Below are 15,701 nucleotides of genomic sequence, written 5' to 3' on the forward strand. Positions count from 1 at the left end.
ACAGTTTAGGGGCGGCGAAAGAGCCCAAATCCGCGCTTGCCAGAGGCTCTGCGCTTGAAAGTCGCCTTCCTTTGCTTCGGTCTCGCTTGCACCGTCCTTTGCTTCGGTCTCGCTTGCACCGTCCTTCTTTTTGGCTTGGCGGCGCGCGTCCGCCGAGCAGTTCTACGCCTCTCGGCCTTCGCCTTCTCGGCCACCACGTTTGATGCCGCCGAGTCGTTGGTGCGTACTATGAAGTCATCACCCTCGGGAAGGACGGAAGAGTGCTTGGCCACATCGGCGACGATTAACGAGGCGCCCGGCGTCAGGCCCATGGAAATTTGATCCCGCATGTTTTCGGGGATGGTGATCCTGTCGAGTACGCTCTTTGAATCTTCGCCCTCAAGGCTAAACCCTACCCAGCCCGGCTCGCTCCCATCGCTGGGATGCACATAGGTGAATAAATGCGTTCCGAGTGGCTTCTTGGCTTCGCGGAGCTGTACCGGAACGTGCCGCACACGACTCAACCCTTTGCGCAGAAAAAGATAGGCGTCAGGGAGCGGCCCTTTGCCCGCGGCCTGGTAGATCTTCGCTGCGACCTCCTCGGTGAAAAGCCCGCGCGGGCGCAAGCCGTGGTCCTTTTCGAAAGCCCGGATCGCCTTCTTAGTGCCATTGCCGAGATAGCCGACAAACTTGTCCTCGGGTTTCAGATAACCCATGGCCGCGAGAGCCTCCTGCGAGCCGATCGCGATATCCCGTTCTTCGCGACGAGTTACCAGAATATGCCAATGTGCTTTGTCCTCAGCGTCCGCTTCTGCATCAATTGCGTTTGCAAGCTTGGTCTTGGACGACAGGACCGCCGCCCTGGCCCCCTCCCGAAGGCCCGCGTCCACACTCGCCACTATTCGCGTCGTGCCCGGATCCGTCTGGGATACAGGCATGACAAGAGTCGAACTCTCGATCCGCTTGGGCTCGACCATGCTTCCAGTTAGCATCGCAACCTTTCCGCCAATCTCGGTCATTCCGTAGATTTTTGGTGCGAAGGAATGCGGCAGACGCACACAGCCGTGTGACGCCGGGCGATTTGGGACAGCTCCCGCATGCAATGCAGTGCCGGAACGAGTGAGACGCTGCATCCATGGCATCGGCGCGGAATCATAAAGATTAGAATAGTGCTCCTTCTTCTTCTGCAGAATGCCGAAGACCCCTGTAAGAGTTTCGTATCCGCGCTTGCCGCTGGAGATGCGCGTCGTCTCCACGCGTTTAAGACCACGATAGACATCCAGCCGCTGATCCTTCAGCGATATGATGAGCGTCAAGGGGTCGACCAGAATCTGCCCAGAAATCTCGGTAAACTCCAACTCTATGGGCTCAATCGGTTCCACGCGAAGACTGCTCAAGAGAGGTTCGCGCATGACTTTCTCTATGGAGAGACCTCCTGAACCGATTGATATGAGGTCGTCCACCTCGAGACGAGCCATCTTGATTTCCACTGCTGGCACACTGGAGGCCTCAAGTGGCTCAGCCTCAGGGAGCTTGGCCTCTTCCCGACCAGCAGAGGCCCAATCGTTGACGCTACCGGAGACCGTGATCGGGCTCATTAGATGCAGCCCGTCGGGACTGTCCTTAAGCTGCTCATCCGAGGGCAACACCTCGTCCTGTTCATGAGATACAGTCACCTCGACTATGTGGCTGGAACCCGTCGGCACAAGTTCAACGGGGAGGGTTTCGGATACTGCAGCGATTTGGGGCGCGCTCGCGTCACGAAGTGCTGGCTCCGCGACAGCCTTCCAAACCGGGTAGCTTGCCGAGAGGATCATCGCTGAGCAGAGGAGACGGACGAAGGACATAATAATTTCTGACGGTTGGCTAAAGCATATCGGCCGAGCCTCTATTCCTTCAGCGGGATTGTAGCAACGTGACGCTATACGAGATTCCGGCGCCATCCTACTTTGTTAGCTTCACATCCACGCGACTCGACGGAACGAGTCGTTGGACGCATTCTTTTTGCTTACGTCTATTCTGCTCGCACTCAAGAACTCCGTTGATCAAAAAGCTTCCAATCTTGTCGCATGCCATTTTCTTCAACTCGAACAACTTCACGGTGCGTTTCTCGGCGTCAAGCGGTGCGACTTCCATTGCGAAGCGGCGCTCAAAGATGTCCTCGGAATTGAAAATTACTAAATCGATCTTCAACTTCCTGTAGTCATCGTTGCCCTGATTATGGAAAACGAAGTATGCGTGGCACCCGTCTGCTTCATCACTCAACTTGTTGAGCTCAATTCCGACCGAATCTTTGCTGGCTTCCGCTGAGGCCTCACAGGCAAAGATCGCGCACGCGGCAAAAGTCATAACCAGCATCGCCGAAAGCGGACCAACGGCGCTAGATTTTGCTAAACGCATACAATCCCCTCTGGTTGCTCATCGCACTCTCCAGTACCTTGGAAAGTGCCGTATCTCATACCCATATCCAACGCTTACTCCGATATAAACGGTCATCTGTTAAAGTAGGATCAAAAAAAATTGCCCACACATGGCAAGCGGCAGTCAAATCTATTGTGACAGGCTGCCGCGAGAGGAAATTCCAGCTATTTTCCAGAATAACGGATGTCCTACGTGGCATGGGTGCGTAGTTGAATAGATAATGGGCGTATTTCCAAGAGGAGGTACCTATGACGGACAAGCAGAGCTTCACCACCGAGGAATGGACAAAGATTCTAATGAGCCCGACCATCGCTGGCATGGCGATCACAGCGGCGGACCCCAGCGGACTTTGGGGCATGCTCAAAGAGTCGTTCGCAAGCGGGACGGCCCTAGTCGCCGCCAAGACCGACCCCGGCGCCAATCCATTGGTCAAGGCAGTCGTCGCCGATTTCGCAACCGCCGACGGTCGCGGCGAAATCAAGGAGGCGTTGCGGACCCGCTTCGCCGGCGCCGAACCGGGCGACATCGTGCCCAGAACGCTGGCCGCGCTTACAGAGGTGGCCGGGATCCTCGATGCAAAGGCCCCCGACGATGCCGCTGCCTTCAAGGCCTGGCTCGAAGAGATCAGCAAGAAAGTGGCCGAGGCCTCAAAGGAAGGCGGCTTTCTCGGGTTCGGTGGAGTTAAGGTCAGCGATGCGGAGAAGGCGACCCTGACCGATATTCAGAAGACCTTGAGTACCTGAGCCGAAAGCGACCCTCGAAAGGAGAACCCAGCATGGCGACTTTGCAGGAGATTCTTGCACGCTCTCAGCATGGCGATCCCATGAGCCTGATCGCGCGCGCCTATGACCTGACACCCGAACAAACCGAGTCCGCCGTCGCGGCGCTCTTACCGGCGATCTCGATGGGCCTAAAGCGCTCCACGGCGACACCCGAGGGCTTAGGCGAACTGTTCGACGTGGCCGGCCGGCAGCCAAGTCTCTACGCCATGTACGAGGACCCCGAAGTCGCGCTCTCGCCAGAAGGCGTTGCCGCTGGGAGCGCTGTCATGTCCAATCTCTTCGGATCGCCCGAGGCCACCCGGGCCGTCGCAGCCCATGCGCAGCAACTCTCCGGCATCGGCGGCGCGATCCTTGAGAAGATCCTGCCGGTTCTGGTCGGGATGCTGCTGTCTGGCTTGATGCGCGGCGGTTCGGGCCAGGCTGCCCCAGCCCCGCAGCAGCCGGCGCCGCAACAACCCGCGCCGAGGCAGCAAAGCCCCGGGCCAGGCGGCGGCGGGATCTTTGATATCTTCCGCGAGATTTTCCAGCAGGGTGGCGCGTCATCGGCCCCCTATCAGCCGGGACAAAGTCCCGTGCCGCCGATCGGCGATATTCTGGATTCCATTGGCGATGGCCGCCACGCAACCGCGGAGGCGGGGCCACCGAAGTTCCCGGTCCCCGATGCCGCGCCGGAGATGCCCCGCACCAACCCGCAATCGCACCCGGTTCCAAAGCCGCCAGTATCCGGCGGCGACCAAACCTTCCCGAGCGGATCAGGCGCTCCGGACGGCGACATTTTCGGGCAGATCCTCAAAGAGCTCGGCAAGGCCGTCCAGGAAGGGCGGGTGAAACCTGTGATCGTCGGCCCGGGTGACTCTGGCTTTCCCGGTCAACAGACCCCCTCGGGCCGCGGACAGGCGCAACCGCAAGGCGGCGGCATCTTCGGCCAGATTCTGAAAGAGGTTCTGGGCGGAGCCCTCGGCCAGCGCGCGTCGGCACGCCAGTCGCTGTTGGCTCCTGCGGAGGGTGCCGGCGCCATGGTGTTTGGCGACGGGCTTGAGCACGGCACGAACCTAGCCGACCATCACGCCGAGAGTCTTGAGGAAATCTTCGGACGGTTCGGCGCGGTGCCACCCCAGGCGGATTAACTCGAGCTCAGACTCACGCACGCCTGTTCTTGCCTTAAAGCAACAAAGCGTGATCAGCTGGGCCTACGCTCAGGCGTCAGACCCAACGTTCGCCAGCACGCACACGTCGCCGGGCAGGTCCGGATTGCCGAAGAAGCCTTCCGCCCATTTGAGCCGCGCGTCGAGATCGCCTGTGGCCTCCGAGAGGAAGATCGTGTCCTTGCCGGCGTGATAGGCGAAAAACGCATGGGTCCGGAACTCTAGCTCCGCTCCCTCGAAGCCCATCTCTGCGAACAGCGATCGGCAAAACAGGTGCTGCTCTGCGGACTACATGGTCTCGAACGTGACGAAGAACGAAATTCTCACGCGCATGGCTGTGTTCAACGAGGATGCTTGGCCGCTTCTGTCGGTGAAGCCGAAACTGTCGGCCGATACCAACGACCGCATCGGCTTCACCGAGTTCATCATGAGCGGCCGCGAAGTGTTCAGTGAAGTCGTGCATAACATCTACGATATAACCAAAAAGCAGCTTGGCGCGGACATCCCCGCCCCGAACTAGGTAGACTTCAAGACGGAGTGCTATGGTAGACTCCGTCCCAAGATGAAGGGCACCGTGCACGAGTGCCCGCGGGAAACGCGGAGGCATCTCATGCAACTGTCTACGAAACTTGCTGCTCTTTTCACGACCGCATGTCTTGGTCTCGGCTGGACATCGTTTGCCCCCGACGCGCTGCTGCAGCGGCTGAAGCAAAGCACGACAAGCGTTGTTGCGCCGGCACAGGCGGAGGAAGCGGAACCGCCCGTTTCACCGACCAAGGTGAGCCAGCGGCCTCGCGACACTTATTTCCCGAGCACTGAAGACTTGAAACCTGATGAGATGCGCGTGATCGCCTGCGGCACCGGCATGCCGACCACACGAGCTGCGCAGGCTGCTGCCTGCTTCTTGGTCGAGCTTGGGAACGGCGACAAATTCCTGTTCGACATTGGATCAGGCTCAGCAGAGAGAATCTCGTCTCTGCAAATACCCTACAACTACCTGGACAAGGTCTTCATCGGCCATCTGCACACCGACCACTTTGGTGCTTTGCACGACCTATTCATAGGTGGTGCTCTTATGGGTCGAAACGTTCCATTGCGCGTTTGGGGACCGAGCGGAGCCGCACCCGAACTCGGGACGGCCTATGCGCTTGACCACATGCAGAAGATGCTCAACTGGGACTTGGCGGGCCGCGCTGGCCAAGTGGATTTTCGTGGCTACGAGATGGAAGTAAACGAGTTCGACTACAAAGGGGATAACGAGATCATTTACGACGAGAATGGTGTTGTCATCCGCTCGTTCCCTGCAGTCCATTCCATCGACGGCTCTGTGAGTTTCAGCCTAGAGTGGAATGGTCTCAAATTCATCTACAGCTCCGATACCTATCCGAACAAGTGGTTCGCTGAGTATGCGAAGGACGCAGACTTAGCCATCCATGAGTGCTTTGTTGCAGTACCAGAACTTGTGAGCAAGATGCGCTTTACGCCAGAACAAGCCCTGCAAGTCGGAACGCAAATTCATACTGCGCCTGAAGCGTTCGGCAAGGTCATGAGTGAGATCAAACCTCGCATGGCTGTCGCCTACCACTTCTTCAATGATTTCGATACGTCCAATTCGATCTATGAGCGTATTCGCAGCACCTATGATGGTCCGCTGTCGCTGGCGAATGACTTCATGGTTTGGAATGTAACCAAAGACAACGTCCGAGTTCGGCAGGCCGTGACAGAAGAAAGCACTTGGGCACCACCACTCGCTGCGCCTGCCGAGTTGCCCAACATGGCTGACCGGAAGTCGTTTGCAGATCGGGCAGGCGTTCCGGAGGATGCAATTGGCTACTCGGACTATATCGCTGATGGAACTTGGGATGTCGACGACGTTCTTCGGCCGATCTACGAACAGGCGGGCAAGATGCTCGGTCGTGAGTTCCCTTACCCAGGTGACGAGAAAAAGAGCGGGGAGGAGTGATCGGGCAGCGCCATGCGTTGGCTTGATCCTCGGAGGTTTGCCAGGAAGGCGCGCCTACTGCGCGTTTGCTTCTTTCCAGCTCTGGCCCTCGCCATTTGGCCGGAGTTCGCGCAGGCGGACCTTCTAAACACCAATGGCGCCGACACGGCGCCGAACTTTGCCGAGGTCACGGTCCTCGACGACCGGGTCCGTGTGCGTCTTGAAATCGACTTCCCAGACTATCCTGCATTCGTCCCGGGTAGTGCGGCCGTGATCCCGGCCGGTTCCGAGCCCGACCCCGCCACGCTCTCCAAGGCGACAGGCTCAACTTTCAGGGTTCTCGACGCGGACGGTAACGCCATCAAACCGGAAATCGGGAAAGTCGAGATACGAGATCGTACGCAACGGCTTGCGGCGCGCGCAACCGTACAGCCCCGCAATTCTCCTGCACCGCCGGAGCGAGGGACTCGCGTGATCGCTGCCGAACTCGACTATCCGTTCTCCGGCAGGCCGGAGGCACTGACGCTGAAACCGCCGCCGAACAGCGAAGAACGAGCATCGGTCAATCTCGGCTTCATCGCCTATCACGGCAAGGTGCCCGTCACCGACTACCGCTACCTGTCGCAGCCCGAAATCATGCGGCTCAACTGGGACGACCCCTGGTACACGGCGTTCGAGAACCCGAACCTGACCCGGCATCACAAGTCGGCCATCATGTCGTTTCTGACCATTGCGCCTCGCGAGGTCCGGCATGAGATCATTTTCCGTCTGCGCGATCTCGCGGGCTGGACGAAACTTGATCTGGGGCCGTCCACGACGCTGGACCATGCGCAAGCCGCGGCGGTGATCGTCGCCGCGGAGCGATACTTCAAGTCGCTTCCACCCCTGTTGATCGACGGGAAGGCGATGAAACCGTCTTCCGTGACCGCGCTGTTTCTTGAGACGGGCGCCGCAGGCGTGACGCCGATCGAAAACGCCACGGCCATCGACCGTGCGACGGCGCTCATGGGCGTGATCCTGTCGTATGCGCACAGCAAGTTGCCCCAGACGGTCGACATGACTTGGGAACTTTTCACGGACGCCGCCCAGAGAATTCCTGTCGGCGTATCCGATCCGGCAGGCCCGGTTCCGGACTGGGCCACGCCGGACAGCCCGAAGATCAAATGGAAGAATTTTCTGAAGACCTGGACCGACCCTCAAGTCGCGCTTGTCAAAATCGGGACCGGACGCGCGCTCGTGCTTCCTGTCCTCTCGATTGCTTTGCTTGCCGTCGCGCTGGCACTCGTCATCAAAGCCTTCCGGAGTGCGGCCGGCCGTTGGCGATGGGTGGCCGCGGTGTGTGTCGTCGTCGTCGCGGCCGTCACGCTCTCCGCGTTCACCGTATCCGTCCCCCTGCCCGGCCCGCCGGGCCAAAAAGCCGCGACGGAGATATCCCGGGCTATTCTGACCAATACGGCAACCGCCATGCTTGAAACCGAGGCCGCGGCTTTCGCGAAAGCGCTCGACACATTTGTGCCGCGCCAAGAGGTCGAGGCGGTCGGGGCGGAGATTCGGCGCGGCCTTTCGGTGAAGCTCCCGACGGGCGCCCGCGCCATCACGGACTCGATCGAGGACGTGAAGATCGAGAAAATGGAGCCACGCGCCAACGGCATTGACGTGCTCGCGCGTTGGACGGCCAATATGTCCGGAGGCCATTGGGGCCATCAGCATCTTCGGCGCGTGAGCTACCGCGGCCTCTTGGATCTTGAAGAGACGGACGGGGTGTGGAAGCTACGCGGCCTGACCGTTCTCAGCGCCGACCTCAAACCGTAACCGGCATGCGGCAATCCCGACTTCTCATTGTTATTGGTATTCTTATTGCATTTGTTGGGCTCGGCCTCGGCGGCGCCCAAGCGCATTTCAACCTGAACCTCAATGTTCGTGTGTTCCAAGTGGAGCACACGGAACATGGCTTGCGCCTCTACATGCGTGTGCCAATGCCCTATCTCGTGGCGGGCGAACGCGGGCCCATCGGAGACGATGGTCTGCCCAAAGCGCCGCCTTACACCACCAACCGCGATGAAGTGCAGGGGCTGATGCACCTGGTCGATATCGACGCTCTCAAGGCTGGATCACTCGGCCTCGGCCAACTCGCGGCGCAAGGGCTCAAGCTTGAAGCCGATGGCAAACAACTTAGACCGTCGGTACTGGCGGTGCGCGCTTATCCGATCGGAGATCAGCCAGGCTTCGCCACCTTGGACGAGGCGAAAGCCGCCTTCAGCACGGGGGCCGTGTTCCCCGACAATGTCCCTGAGATTTACGTGGGCGACACGCTGGTGGATGTGCTCGTAGAATATGACGCCGGCGGACGCATTGCATCCTATGCTCTGTCCAGCACACTCGACCCGAACATTCCAGGTCAGGACAAGACCGCCAATGCCATCCTCGACTATGGCCCAGGCGGGGTGAAAGTTTTCCGTGCTCAAGGCCTCTTGACCGAACCGGTGACCATCACCGGCTCGCACGCCTCCGCGGCATGGACCTTCATCGTCGAGGGCATCCATCACATTCTGGGCGGTCTCGACCATGTTCTGTTCGTGCTGTGCATCGTGATTGGCGCCACGGGGCTCGGCAGTCTCGTCTCGCGGGTGACGGGGTTCACGCTCGGCCATAGCGTTACGCTGACCGCTGGTTTTCTTGGATACGTGCCGTCAGGCGCCTGGTTCATCCCGACCGTCGAGTTGGGTATCGCCCTGTCGATCGTCTATGCCGCGGCGGTCGCGATCCTGACCGAGGAGGGCCACCCCGCACGCGAGCGGACAATGTTCTTCGTCACCTTCGCCATCGGCATGGTGCACGGCCTCGGCTTCTCGTTCGTGCTGCATGAAATTCTCAAGATCGACTCGCCCAACCTTTGGCAGAGCCTCCTCTCCTTCAACGTGGGCGTAGAGATCGGACAGCTCGCCATCGTACTAGTCGCCTGGCCCTCGCTGCTGCTGCTGAAGCGGCTCAGCGCCACCGCCTGGCACTATTCGCGGCTCGCCCTGGCCCTCGCTTGCATCGTCGTCGCCGGATACTGGGCCTATGAGCGAGTCTCGGCCGTGGTCGACAGTCTTTAGAGCCATTTGGGGAGCCAGCGGATCGCCTCTGCGCAATGTCAGAGAAACCACGCATCGAAACGAAACTTTTTCGCATGCGGCGCCTGAATACCCTGTCCGGCCCGGGCCGCGATCACCATATAGTTCTATGAGAGCCCGTTGTCGCTGACCTGTCCGCTGACGGCCTCATGATCGTCAGCGTGCGCGGCTCTCGTAAGGCCACCGCACAGTGCCAATCAAATATTCAGAATCGATCGGAAACGCGAAGCAAGTGAGGCTTGAGACATGAGTGACCAATATCCATTTCAGAGCAGCGTGAATGTTTTTGTCGACTGGGCAAAAGCACGTCTCGACGAGATGGCAGCCAATGCCGGAACATTGCAGACCAATCTCGACAAGCTCGACGCCAATACGCGCACACAAGCCGAGCAGGCTATTGCCCAGCTCAATCAATGGATCGAAAAGGGGAAGTCCGACATCGAAACCGCCCAGGCGCAAGGCGAAGCCTCAGTCGCTCAGGCCAAGGCCGACATGGACGCAATGTGGGCCAAGTACCAAGGTGACTCCGAGAAATGGGCCCAGCTGGCGCAGGATCATCACGCCACCTTCCAGGCGCGCGCCCAGGCGCAAGTCCAAGCCTGGCAGGACACGGTCAACACCTATGTGCAGCGCCTGAACGACGTGCACGACCAGAACAAAACGCAAGCCGAAGCACAGGTCGCGCAGCTCCAAGCAGACGCACAGAAGGCGCAAGCCGACCTCACGACCAAGGTCGATCAGCTGACCAAGGCAGGCCAATCTTCCTGGTCCGCCATGAGCGAGGCGCTCGATCAATCGCGCGATGCCTTTTCAAAATCGATCGAGACGGCAGCCAAAAACTTCAACGACGCGATCAAGAGCTAGCAGGACTCGCTACTCCGAGCGGTCGAAGCGAGATTATTCCGAAGGGAGGCGCCGCGTGCGCCTCCCTATTTGTTGGATATCAGAGCCTGTCACCCATTCTTCGCAGCGGTTAGTGGCCTTAACCAAACTCACTAACCAAGACGGCTAACCAACCCAGCTAACCATCGAAGAAGGAAGAGGAAGCGCCCGCCGCATGGCGGCGCTAGTCTCGCGCATCGTTTCAACCTTGGCATCCAGACCCGGGGCGAAACGTAGGTCGCCCAAGCAATCGGGGGCGCCCGGTTGAAACAGGCATTGCGCTCCCCCATTTATGAGTAGCGGGGGGCCAGGTTTGGAGATCTGGCCATGATACGGTTTTTGCTATTCGTAGGTTTTTTGGTCGCAGCGGCCTATGGGTTGACCACGCCACCTAAGCAGGAAACTGCTTTCAATGCAGGCGAGAACCTTACCAAAAATGACAAGCCTCTTCTGACGTCTTGGGGGCCGACGCTTGGTTCTCTCCGGGATGGTTCTGGCGTGCCTGCGAATGCGGGAGATACGGCGACACAGACCGCCTCCAACGAAGACTTCCGCAAATATGGTCCCAAGACCGAACTCTGGGTTCTTGGACAGAGCAATGGTTTCAAGGACCCGGCCGTCAAAGACCAGGGCTGGGCTGCTGATCGCTATGTCGAGATGGCTGCGCTCGCCGCAGCAGCGCCGGCTGCCAAGCCGAGAGCAGTGTCCGAAAAGCCCACCAAGGTAAAGAAACCCCGTTTAAAGACGGTCGCGACTGTGGACGATCGCAACACGCGCGCAAAGCCGAGGGCCACCGAACCGGTCATCGACCGCGTCACGGCTGCGCGGCCGCCGCAACGGCGCGGCCTTTTTGCGCGGAAGAATAAGCCACAGCGCGCAGCGCGGGCTCGTGTCGGCGCGCGCACAGCACAACCGGTCACGCGCAAACGAGGCCTCTTTGCCCGCCTCAAAGGACGCGGGAGGCAGCCCCAACGCGTTTGGGCCCTCGGTCCCGCACGATAGCCCCTCAAGACCGGCACTTCATCACCACCGGGTAAATGGCGTAGTGTTGTGATGCAGCGCGCGCATCGGGCAGGTGCTGCACGCCTATCGGGAGGGCGACGACATGCAGGGCGAAACCGTCACGCTTTGGGGCGTCTTAGGCGCCGTGGGGATCGGCGTGATCCTTGCGGTGCTTATCGCTTTCGCGATCAACGCGTGGAAGAGACGCTAAGGCGGCACGCACAACCTAGAGGCTTAGCCCCAAGAGAGGCGTGCCCGCAAAACGCGGCCGCACGATCTGAGCCAGCTTCATCTCCACCGGCGGCTCGTCGACGATCAGCGAGGTCGAACCGTCCGGAATCACCTCCGCAGCGGCGCCGGCCGTAATTGCTTCCCTCAGGCCAATCTTCCCCAGTTGCATGGCCAAATATGTGCAGTGCCGATGTCACGTTGGTGAAATTGCGTCGCTTCCTCGCCAGGACTGAGCTTAGCGATGCACTGCATCACATAAGTGCGCCGTGACGCCGCAGGGCTGGTGCATTGGGACGCGAGGGGCCAACTGGCCAAGCGCCTCTTGGCGCTGTAATAGCGTTCAGACCAGGATCTAGAGCGGGCCGGGCCGCGTTGGCCGCATGGGAGGGAGAACAACAATGACGCCATTGCCCCGGGGTGGCAGTTTCGGCCTGGTTGTGAGCCTTGCCCTAAGCTTAGCGGTTCTGCCAGACCTTCGGAGCGCCGCCGACGCTGGTGGCACCGCACCGTTGATCACGACATTCTCGATCGTTGCCTACGACCCCGACTCCAGGGAATATGGCATCGCGGTACAATCCAAGTTTTTCGCTGTGGGCGACGTCGTCCCGTTTGCGCAAGCCAATACCGGCGCGCTGGCCACACAAGCCGTCGGCAACCCGCTCTTCGGGCCGCGCGCGCTTGAACTCTTCAAGAAAGGCCTCGGCGCCCAGGCCGTGATCGCAAAACTGCTTGCCGACGATCCCGACCGGGATTCGCGGCAGCTCGGCGCTGTGGACACCAAGGGTAACCCCGCGACCTTCACCGGCAGCAAATGCCTGCCCTGGGCGGGTGGCAAGACCGGCGAGCACTATACCGTTCAAGGTAACCTGCTTGCGGGGCCGCAAGTCTTGGACGCGATGGCGGCCGCGTACGAAGCCGCGCGGGGCGATCTTGCGAGCCGCCTCGTCCAGGCCATCTCGGCGGGCCAAGCGGCGGGCGGCGATGCGCGCGGACGGAAATCAGCGGCTGTGCTCGTGGTCAAGGACGGCGCTGGCTATCTCGGACTGAACGACCGCCTCGTCGACCTGCATGTCGAGGATCACCCAACACCGATTCGCGAGTTGCAACGGCTCCTCGATATCCGCCACGGTCAGCTCGCCGCCGCCGAAGCCAACATCCATCTCGACCAGCTCGGCAATGCGCCCGAGGGCGAACGGACCGGTCTCATCGAGAATGCTGGGGCGGCCGCCGAACGGGCGATCACCGTCAATCGGGAAAGCGACACACTCTGGTGGCTAGCAGCCCAAACGCGGCTTCTGGGCGGCGACCGTCCGGGCGCGCTGGAGGCCGCGCAGACGGCGCTCATGCTCAGCCCGTCTTGGCCGCGCCTGCCCGAACCCACCCGCATCGAGCTCGGCGTCAAGCCCGAGCTGGTCGACGTCTTGCGCGAAGATGACGACTTCCGGCGCCTCTGGGATGCGTTGGCCGTTCAAGCTCCCGTGGCACGTAAGCAGCCCGCGCAGGACACCGCCGAATGACTGTTCCGGACACGGAGAACGGTCGACGCGGGCGCAGCCACCGAGCCTAGGGATGGGGCCAAGAGGCGAAAGCGAAAGCGCTGGACACCGGGGGTGTCGGGGCGGGTGCTGATCGGACTCTTTCTTGGAATCCTCGCCGGCATCGTCTTCGGCGAATGGGCCGCGCATCTGAAGATCATCGGCGACATCTTTATCGGACTGCTTCAGATGACCGTACTGCCCTATATCGTCGTGTCCCTTATCGTGAGCCTCTGGCGGCTCTCCTATCAAGAAGTGTGGCTGCTTGCGCGAAAGGGCGGAATCTTCATCCTGGTCTTCTGAGCGATTGCCATTGTCGTCATTCTCGGCATGAGCATTTCCCTACCCGACTGGCCCTCGGCGACGTTTTTCAGCACGAGCCTGATTGAGAAGCGCGAGCCGCTCGACCTGGTCAAACTTTATATTCCGGCCAACCCGTTCTCCTCGCTCGCCAACGGCATCGTCCCGGCGATCGTTATCATGTCACTGGCCGGCGGCATGGCGCTGGTTGGTGTTCCCGACAAACAATATCTGCTGAAAAATCTCGAGATGGCGAGTGACGCGATCATGCGGATCGCAACCTTCCTGGTGCAGCTTGCGCCAATCGGCGTCTTCGCGCTAGTGGCGGCGACCGCCGGGACCATCAGCTTTGAGGACCTCGGCCGGTTGCAGGTCTATATCCTGGCCTATATCGGCGCGGCGCTCCTGCTCACGCTATTCATCCTGCCGGGGCTGGTGTCCATCATGACCCCGATCCCGTTTCGCCGTGTCTGGTCGGGAACACAGGATGCTCTGATTACGGCTTTCGTGACCGGAAATCTGTTGATCGTCCTGCCGCTCCTGTCGCAACAGATCAAGGACATGCTCGACGAGTATGGATGCCTCGACCAGGACAGCGAGGGCGACGCGGACCTGATGGTGCCCATCAACTTCAACCTGCCCAATCTGGGCAAACTGCTGTCCCTGGCCTTTATCCCCTTTGCGGGCTGGTTCGCCAGCACCACCCTCTCGCCAGACGATTACCCTCAGCTCATCAGTGTCGGCCTGTTCAGCTTCTTCGGCGAGGTGGTCTTCGCGCTGCCCTTCCTGCTCGACCTCATGCGCATCCCCGCCGATACGTTTCAGATTTTTATTGCCGTCGATCAGTTCACGGGGCGGTTCGGAACGCTGCTTGCGGGCATGCATACCGTGGTGCTGGCACTACTCACCGCCGTCGCCGTGACAGGCAAGTTGAAGCTCATTTGGCCCAAGGTGATCCGTCATTTGTTTATCAGCGTGCTCCTGCTGCTCGGACTCTTTGGCGGCTTGCGGCTCTTCTTCGAAGATGTGGTGCCGCAGGAATATCGTGCGTATCACGCCCTGAACGAGATCGACCTGCTCTCCGAACGCCCGGACATCAAGCTTCTCCAGCTTGGCAACGTGGAGCCGTTGCCGTATTCGGACCGTCACGACCGCATAAAGGCGATCGAAGCGCGGGGCCGCTTGCGCGTTGGCTATGTGTCCGACTCCCTGCCCTTCGCTTACGAGCGGCAGGACGGCGATCTGGTCGGCCTTGAGGTGGATATCATCCAGATGATCGCCAACGATATGAGCGTGGGGCTCGATCTCATCGAAGTCAAACGCAACAGTCTGGGGAAGCTGTTGTCAGACGGGCGGATCGACATCGCCATCGGCGGCCTGTTCGCGACGCCGGGTCGCGCCCTGAAGTTCAAGCTGTCGGAGCCATATATGGATGCGTCGCTGTCGCTAGTCGTTCGCGACCATCGGCGCCGGGAGTTCAGCGACTGGGAGCAGGTCCGGGGAATGAAGGATATCAAGCTCGCGTTGCTCAATATCCCATTTTACGTAAAGCGGGCGAGAGCTTCGCTCCCGGACGCACAGGTAAAGGTGATCGAGTCACCCCGCGTGTTCTTGGGTTCGCAAACTGGGGAATATGACGCAATGCTGTATTCGGCCGAGGCAGGCTCGGCTTGGACACTCCTTTATCCAGGGTTTTCCGTGGTCGTGCCGAATCCAAATGTCATTTCCGTTCCGATCGTGTTCGGGCTGCCGGCCGACGCCGCCACACTGGCCAATTACGTAAATGCCTGGATTTCGCTGAACAAATCCGGCTCGCTAGTCGACCGGCTTTACAACTACTGGATTCTCGGCAAGGGCGCGCAGGAAAAGAAATCGCGCTGGTCAGTACTTCACAACGTCTTTGGATGGGGTCAGAATTAGCCTTTGCGATTCTTTGGACTGGGCAAGGCCGATGATGCCAGTCGCCGTCGCTGGTGACACCTGTTCAAGCCAACAAATAAGGGTTACAGGTCGCTGCGCGTAGCGACTACTGGTCCGCCCCCGCGCAACATTGCCCGTGGCGGACGACCTAGAGGAACGATATCAATGACGGCTGGATTTGGAATAGAGAAGCTTGGACTTGTTTCTCTGCGGCATCCCTGGATATGCCTCCTGATCGTCGCAGTGATAACACCCTTCGCAATCTTTGGAGCGACCCAGAATCGCTTTTCGAGCGACGTTCGGGAGATTTTCCGCTCGGACGATCCGGCTTTCATACAGCTCGACCTCCTCAACGAGCGTTTTCCCTCCAGCCAGCCCGACCTTCAGATCATTGCCGAGGCCGACACGGCCTTCGACGCCAAGGACCTCGAAGCACTCCAGACGCT

General features: G+C 60.0%; 14 protein-coding genes and 2 pseudogenes. 12 read left to right on the forward strand and 4 right to left on the reverse strand.

Annotated elements, in window-relative coordinates; translation table 11 throughout:
- Positions 1-5 precede the first annotated feature (5 nt).
- Positions 6-1,826 (reverse strand): L,D-transpeptidase family protein, encoded by a 1,821-nt coding sequence (locus WBQ77_RS03895; protein ID WP_424058996.1) that lies wholly within the window; start codon positions 1,824-1,826, stop codon positions 6-8.
- A 97-nt stretch (positions 1,827-1,923) separates the two neighbouring features.
- The gene (locus WBQ77_RS03900) at positions 1,924-2,379 is read right to left on the reverse strand and encodes a hypothetical protein (protein ID WP_424042469.1); all 456 of its coding nucleotides are present in this window, start codon (positions 2,377-2,379) and stop codon (positions 1,924-1,926) included.
- A 269-nt stretch (positions 2,380-2,648) separates the two neighbouring features.
- On the opposite strand from WBQ77_RS03900, the gene WBQ77_RS03905 reads away from it, so the two are divergent.
- Complete coding sequence (locus WBQ77_RS03905) at positions 2,649-3,143, forward strand: hypothetical protein (RefSeq protein ID WP_424058998.1); 495 nt, start codon at positions 2,649-2,651, stop codon at positions 3,141-3,143.
- 32 nt (positions 3,144-3,175) lie between these two features.
- Positions 3,176-4,309 carry a DUF937 domain-containing protein gene (locus WBQ77_RS03910; protein WP_424042234.1) on the forward strand — a complete coding sequence of 378 codons (1,134 nt, stop codon included), beginning with the start codon at positions 3,176-3,178 and terminating at the stop codon, positions 4,307-4,309.
- Between the two features lie 69 nt (positions 4,310-4,378).
- Here the strand turns inward: WBQ77_RS03910 and WBQ77_RS03915 are convergent, their stop codons facing one another.
- Positions 4,379-4,573: a hypothetical protein gene (locus tag WBQ77_RS03915; RefSeq protein ID WP_424042232.1), complete on the reverse strand. Its 195-nt coding sequence runs from the start codon at positions 4,571-4,573 to the stop codon at positions 4,379-4,381.
- A gap of 46 nt (positions 4,574-4,619) precedes the next feature.
- Between WBQ77_RS03915 and WBQ77_RS03920 the strand changes: the two genes are divergently transcribed.
- The 6 genes from WBQ77_RS03920 to WBQ77_RS03945 all read left to right on the forward strand — a co-directional run bounded on the left by WBQ77_RS03920 (position 4,620) and on the right by WBQ77_RS03945 (position 11,269).
- Positions 4,620-4,847 carry a hypothetical protein gene (locus WBQ77_RS03920; protein ID WP_424059000.1) on the forward strand — a complete coding sequence of 76 codons (228 nt, stop codon included), beginning with the start codon at positions 4,620-4,622 and terminating at the stop codon, positions 4,845-4,847.
- A gap of 90 nt (positions 4,848-4,937) precedes the next feature.
- On the forward strand, positions 4,938-6,290 hold the full coding sequence (gene gntH / locus WBQ77_RS03925) for a guanitoxin biosynthesis MBL fold metallo-hydrolase GntH (RefSeq protein ID WP_424059001.1): 1,353 nt from the start codon (positions 4,938-4,940) through the stop codon (positions 6,288-6,290).
- Between the two features lie 12 nt (positions 6,291-6,302).
- Entirely contained in the window at positions 6,303-8,081 is a 1,779-nt protein-coding gene (locus tag WBQ77_RS03930; protein ID WP_424059003.1) for a hypothetical protein, read from the forward strand.
- Positions 8,082-8,086: 5 nt separating this feature from the next.
- Positions 8,087-9,367 (forward strand): HupE/UreJ family protein, encoded by a 1,281-nt coding sequence (locus tag WBQ77_RS03935; protein WP_424059005.1) that lies wholly within the window; start codon positions 8,087-8,089, stop codon positions 9,365-9,367.
- Between the two features lie 264 nt (positions 9,368-9,631).
- A complete protein-coding gene (locus WBQ77_RS03940; RefSeq protein ID WP_424043730.1) occupies positions 9,632-10,249 on the forward strand; it encodes a hypothetical protein in 618 nt (205 codons plus the stop codon).
- A gap of 345 nt (positions 10,250-10,594) precedes the next feature.
- The gene (locus WBQ77_RS03945; RefSeq protein ID WP_424043731.1) at positions 10,595-11,269 is read left to right on the forward strand and encodes a hypothetical protein; all 675 of its coding nucleotides are present in this window, start codon (positions 10,595-10,597) and stop codon (positions 11,267-11,269) included.
- A 226-nt stretch (positions 11,270-11,495) separates the two neighbouring features.
- On the opposite strand, the gene WBQ77_RS03950 is transcribed toward WBQ77_RS03945, so the two are convergent.
- Positions 11,496-11,669, reverse strand: a complete 174-nt coding sequence (locus tag WBQ77_RS03950) for a hypothetical protein (protein ID WP_424059007.1) — start codon at positions 11,667-11,669, stop codon at positions 11,496-11,498.
- A gap of 229 nt (positions 11,670-11,898) precedes the next feature.
- On the opposite strand from WBQ77_RS03950, the gene WBQ77_RS03955 reads away from it, so the two are divergent.
- From WBQ77_RS03955 to WBQ77_RS03970, 4 genes and pseudogenes are all read left to right on the forward strand, one after another.
- Positions 11,899-13,017 (forward strand): DUF1028 domain-containing protein, encoded by a 1,119-nt coding sequence (locus WBQ77_RS03955; RefSeq protein WP_424043735.1) that lies wholly within the window; start codon positions 11,899-11,901, stop codon positions 13,015-13,017.
- A gap of 105 nt (positions 13,018-13,122) precedes the next feature.
- Positions 13,123-14,235, forward strand: a pseudogene (locus WBQ77_RS03960) (cation:dicarboxylate symporter family transporter); the annotation flags it as partial.
- Positions 14,215-15,255: a substrate-binding periplasmic protein gene (locus WBQ77_RS03965; RefSeq protein WP_424043741.1), complete on the forward strand. Its 1,041-nt coding sequence runs from the start codon at positions 14,215-14,217 to the stop codon at positions 15,253-15,255. The pseudogene WBQ77_RS03960 and the gene WBQ77_RS03965, both read left to right, overlap by 21 nt.
- 165 nt (positions 15,256-15,420) lie before the next feature.
- Positions 15,421-15,701: pseudogene (locus tag WBQ77_RS03970) on the forward strand (hypothetical protein); the annotation flags it as partial.

The organism is Methyloceanibacter sp. (assembly GCF_049590335.1).
GTDB lineage: Bacteria > Pseudomonadota > Alphaproteobacteria > Rhizobiales > Methyloligellaceae > Methyloceanibacter.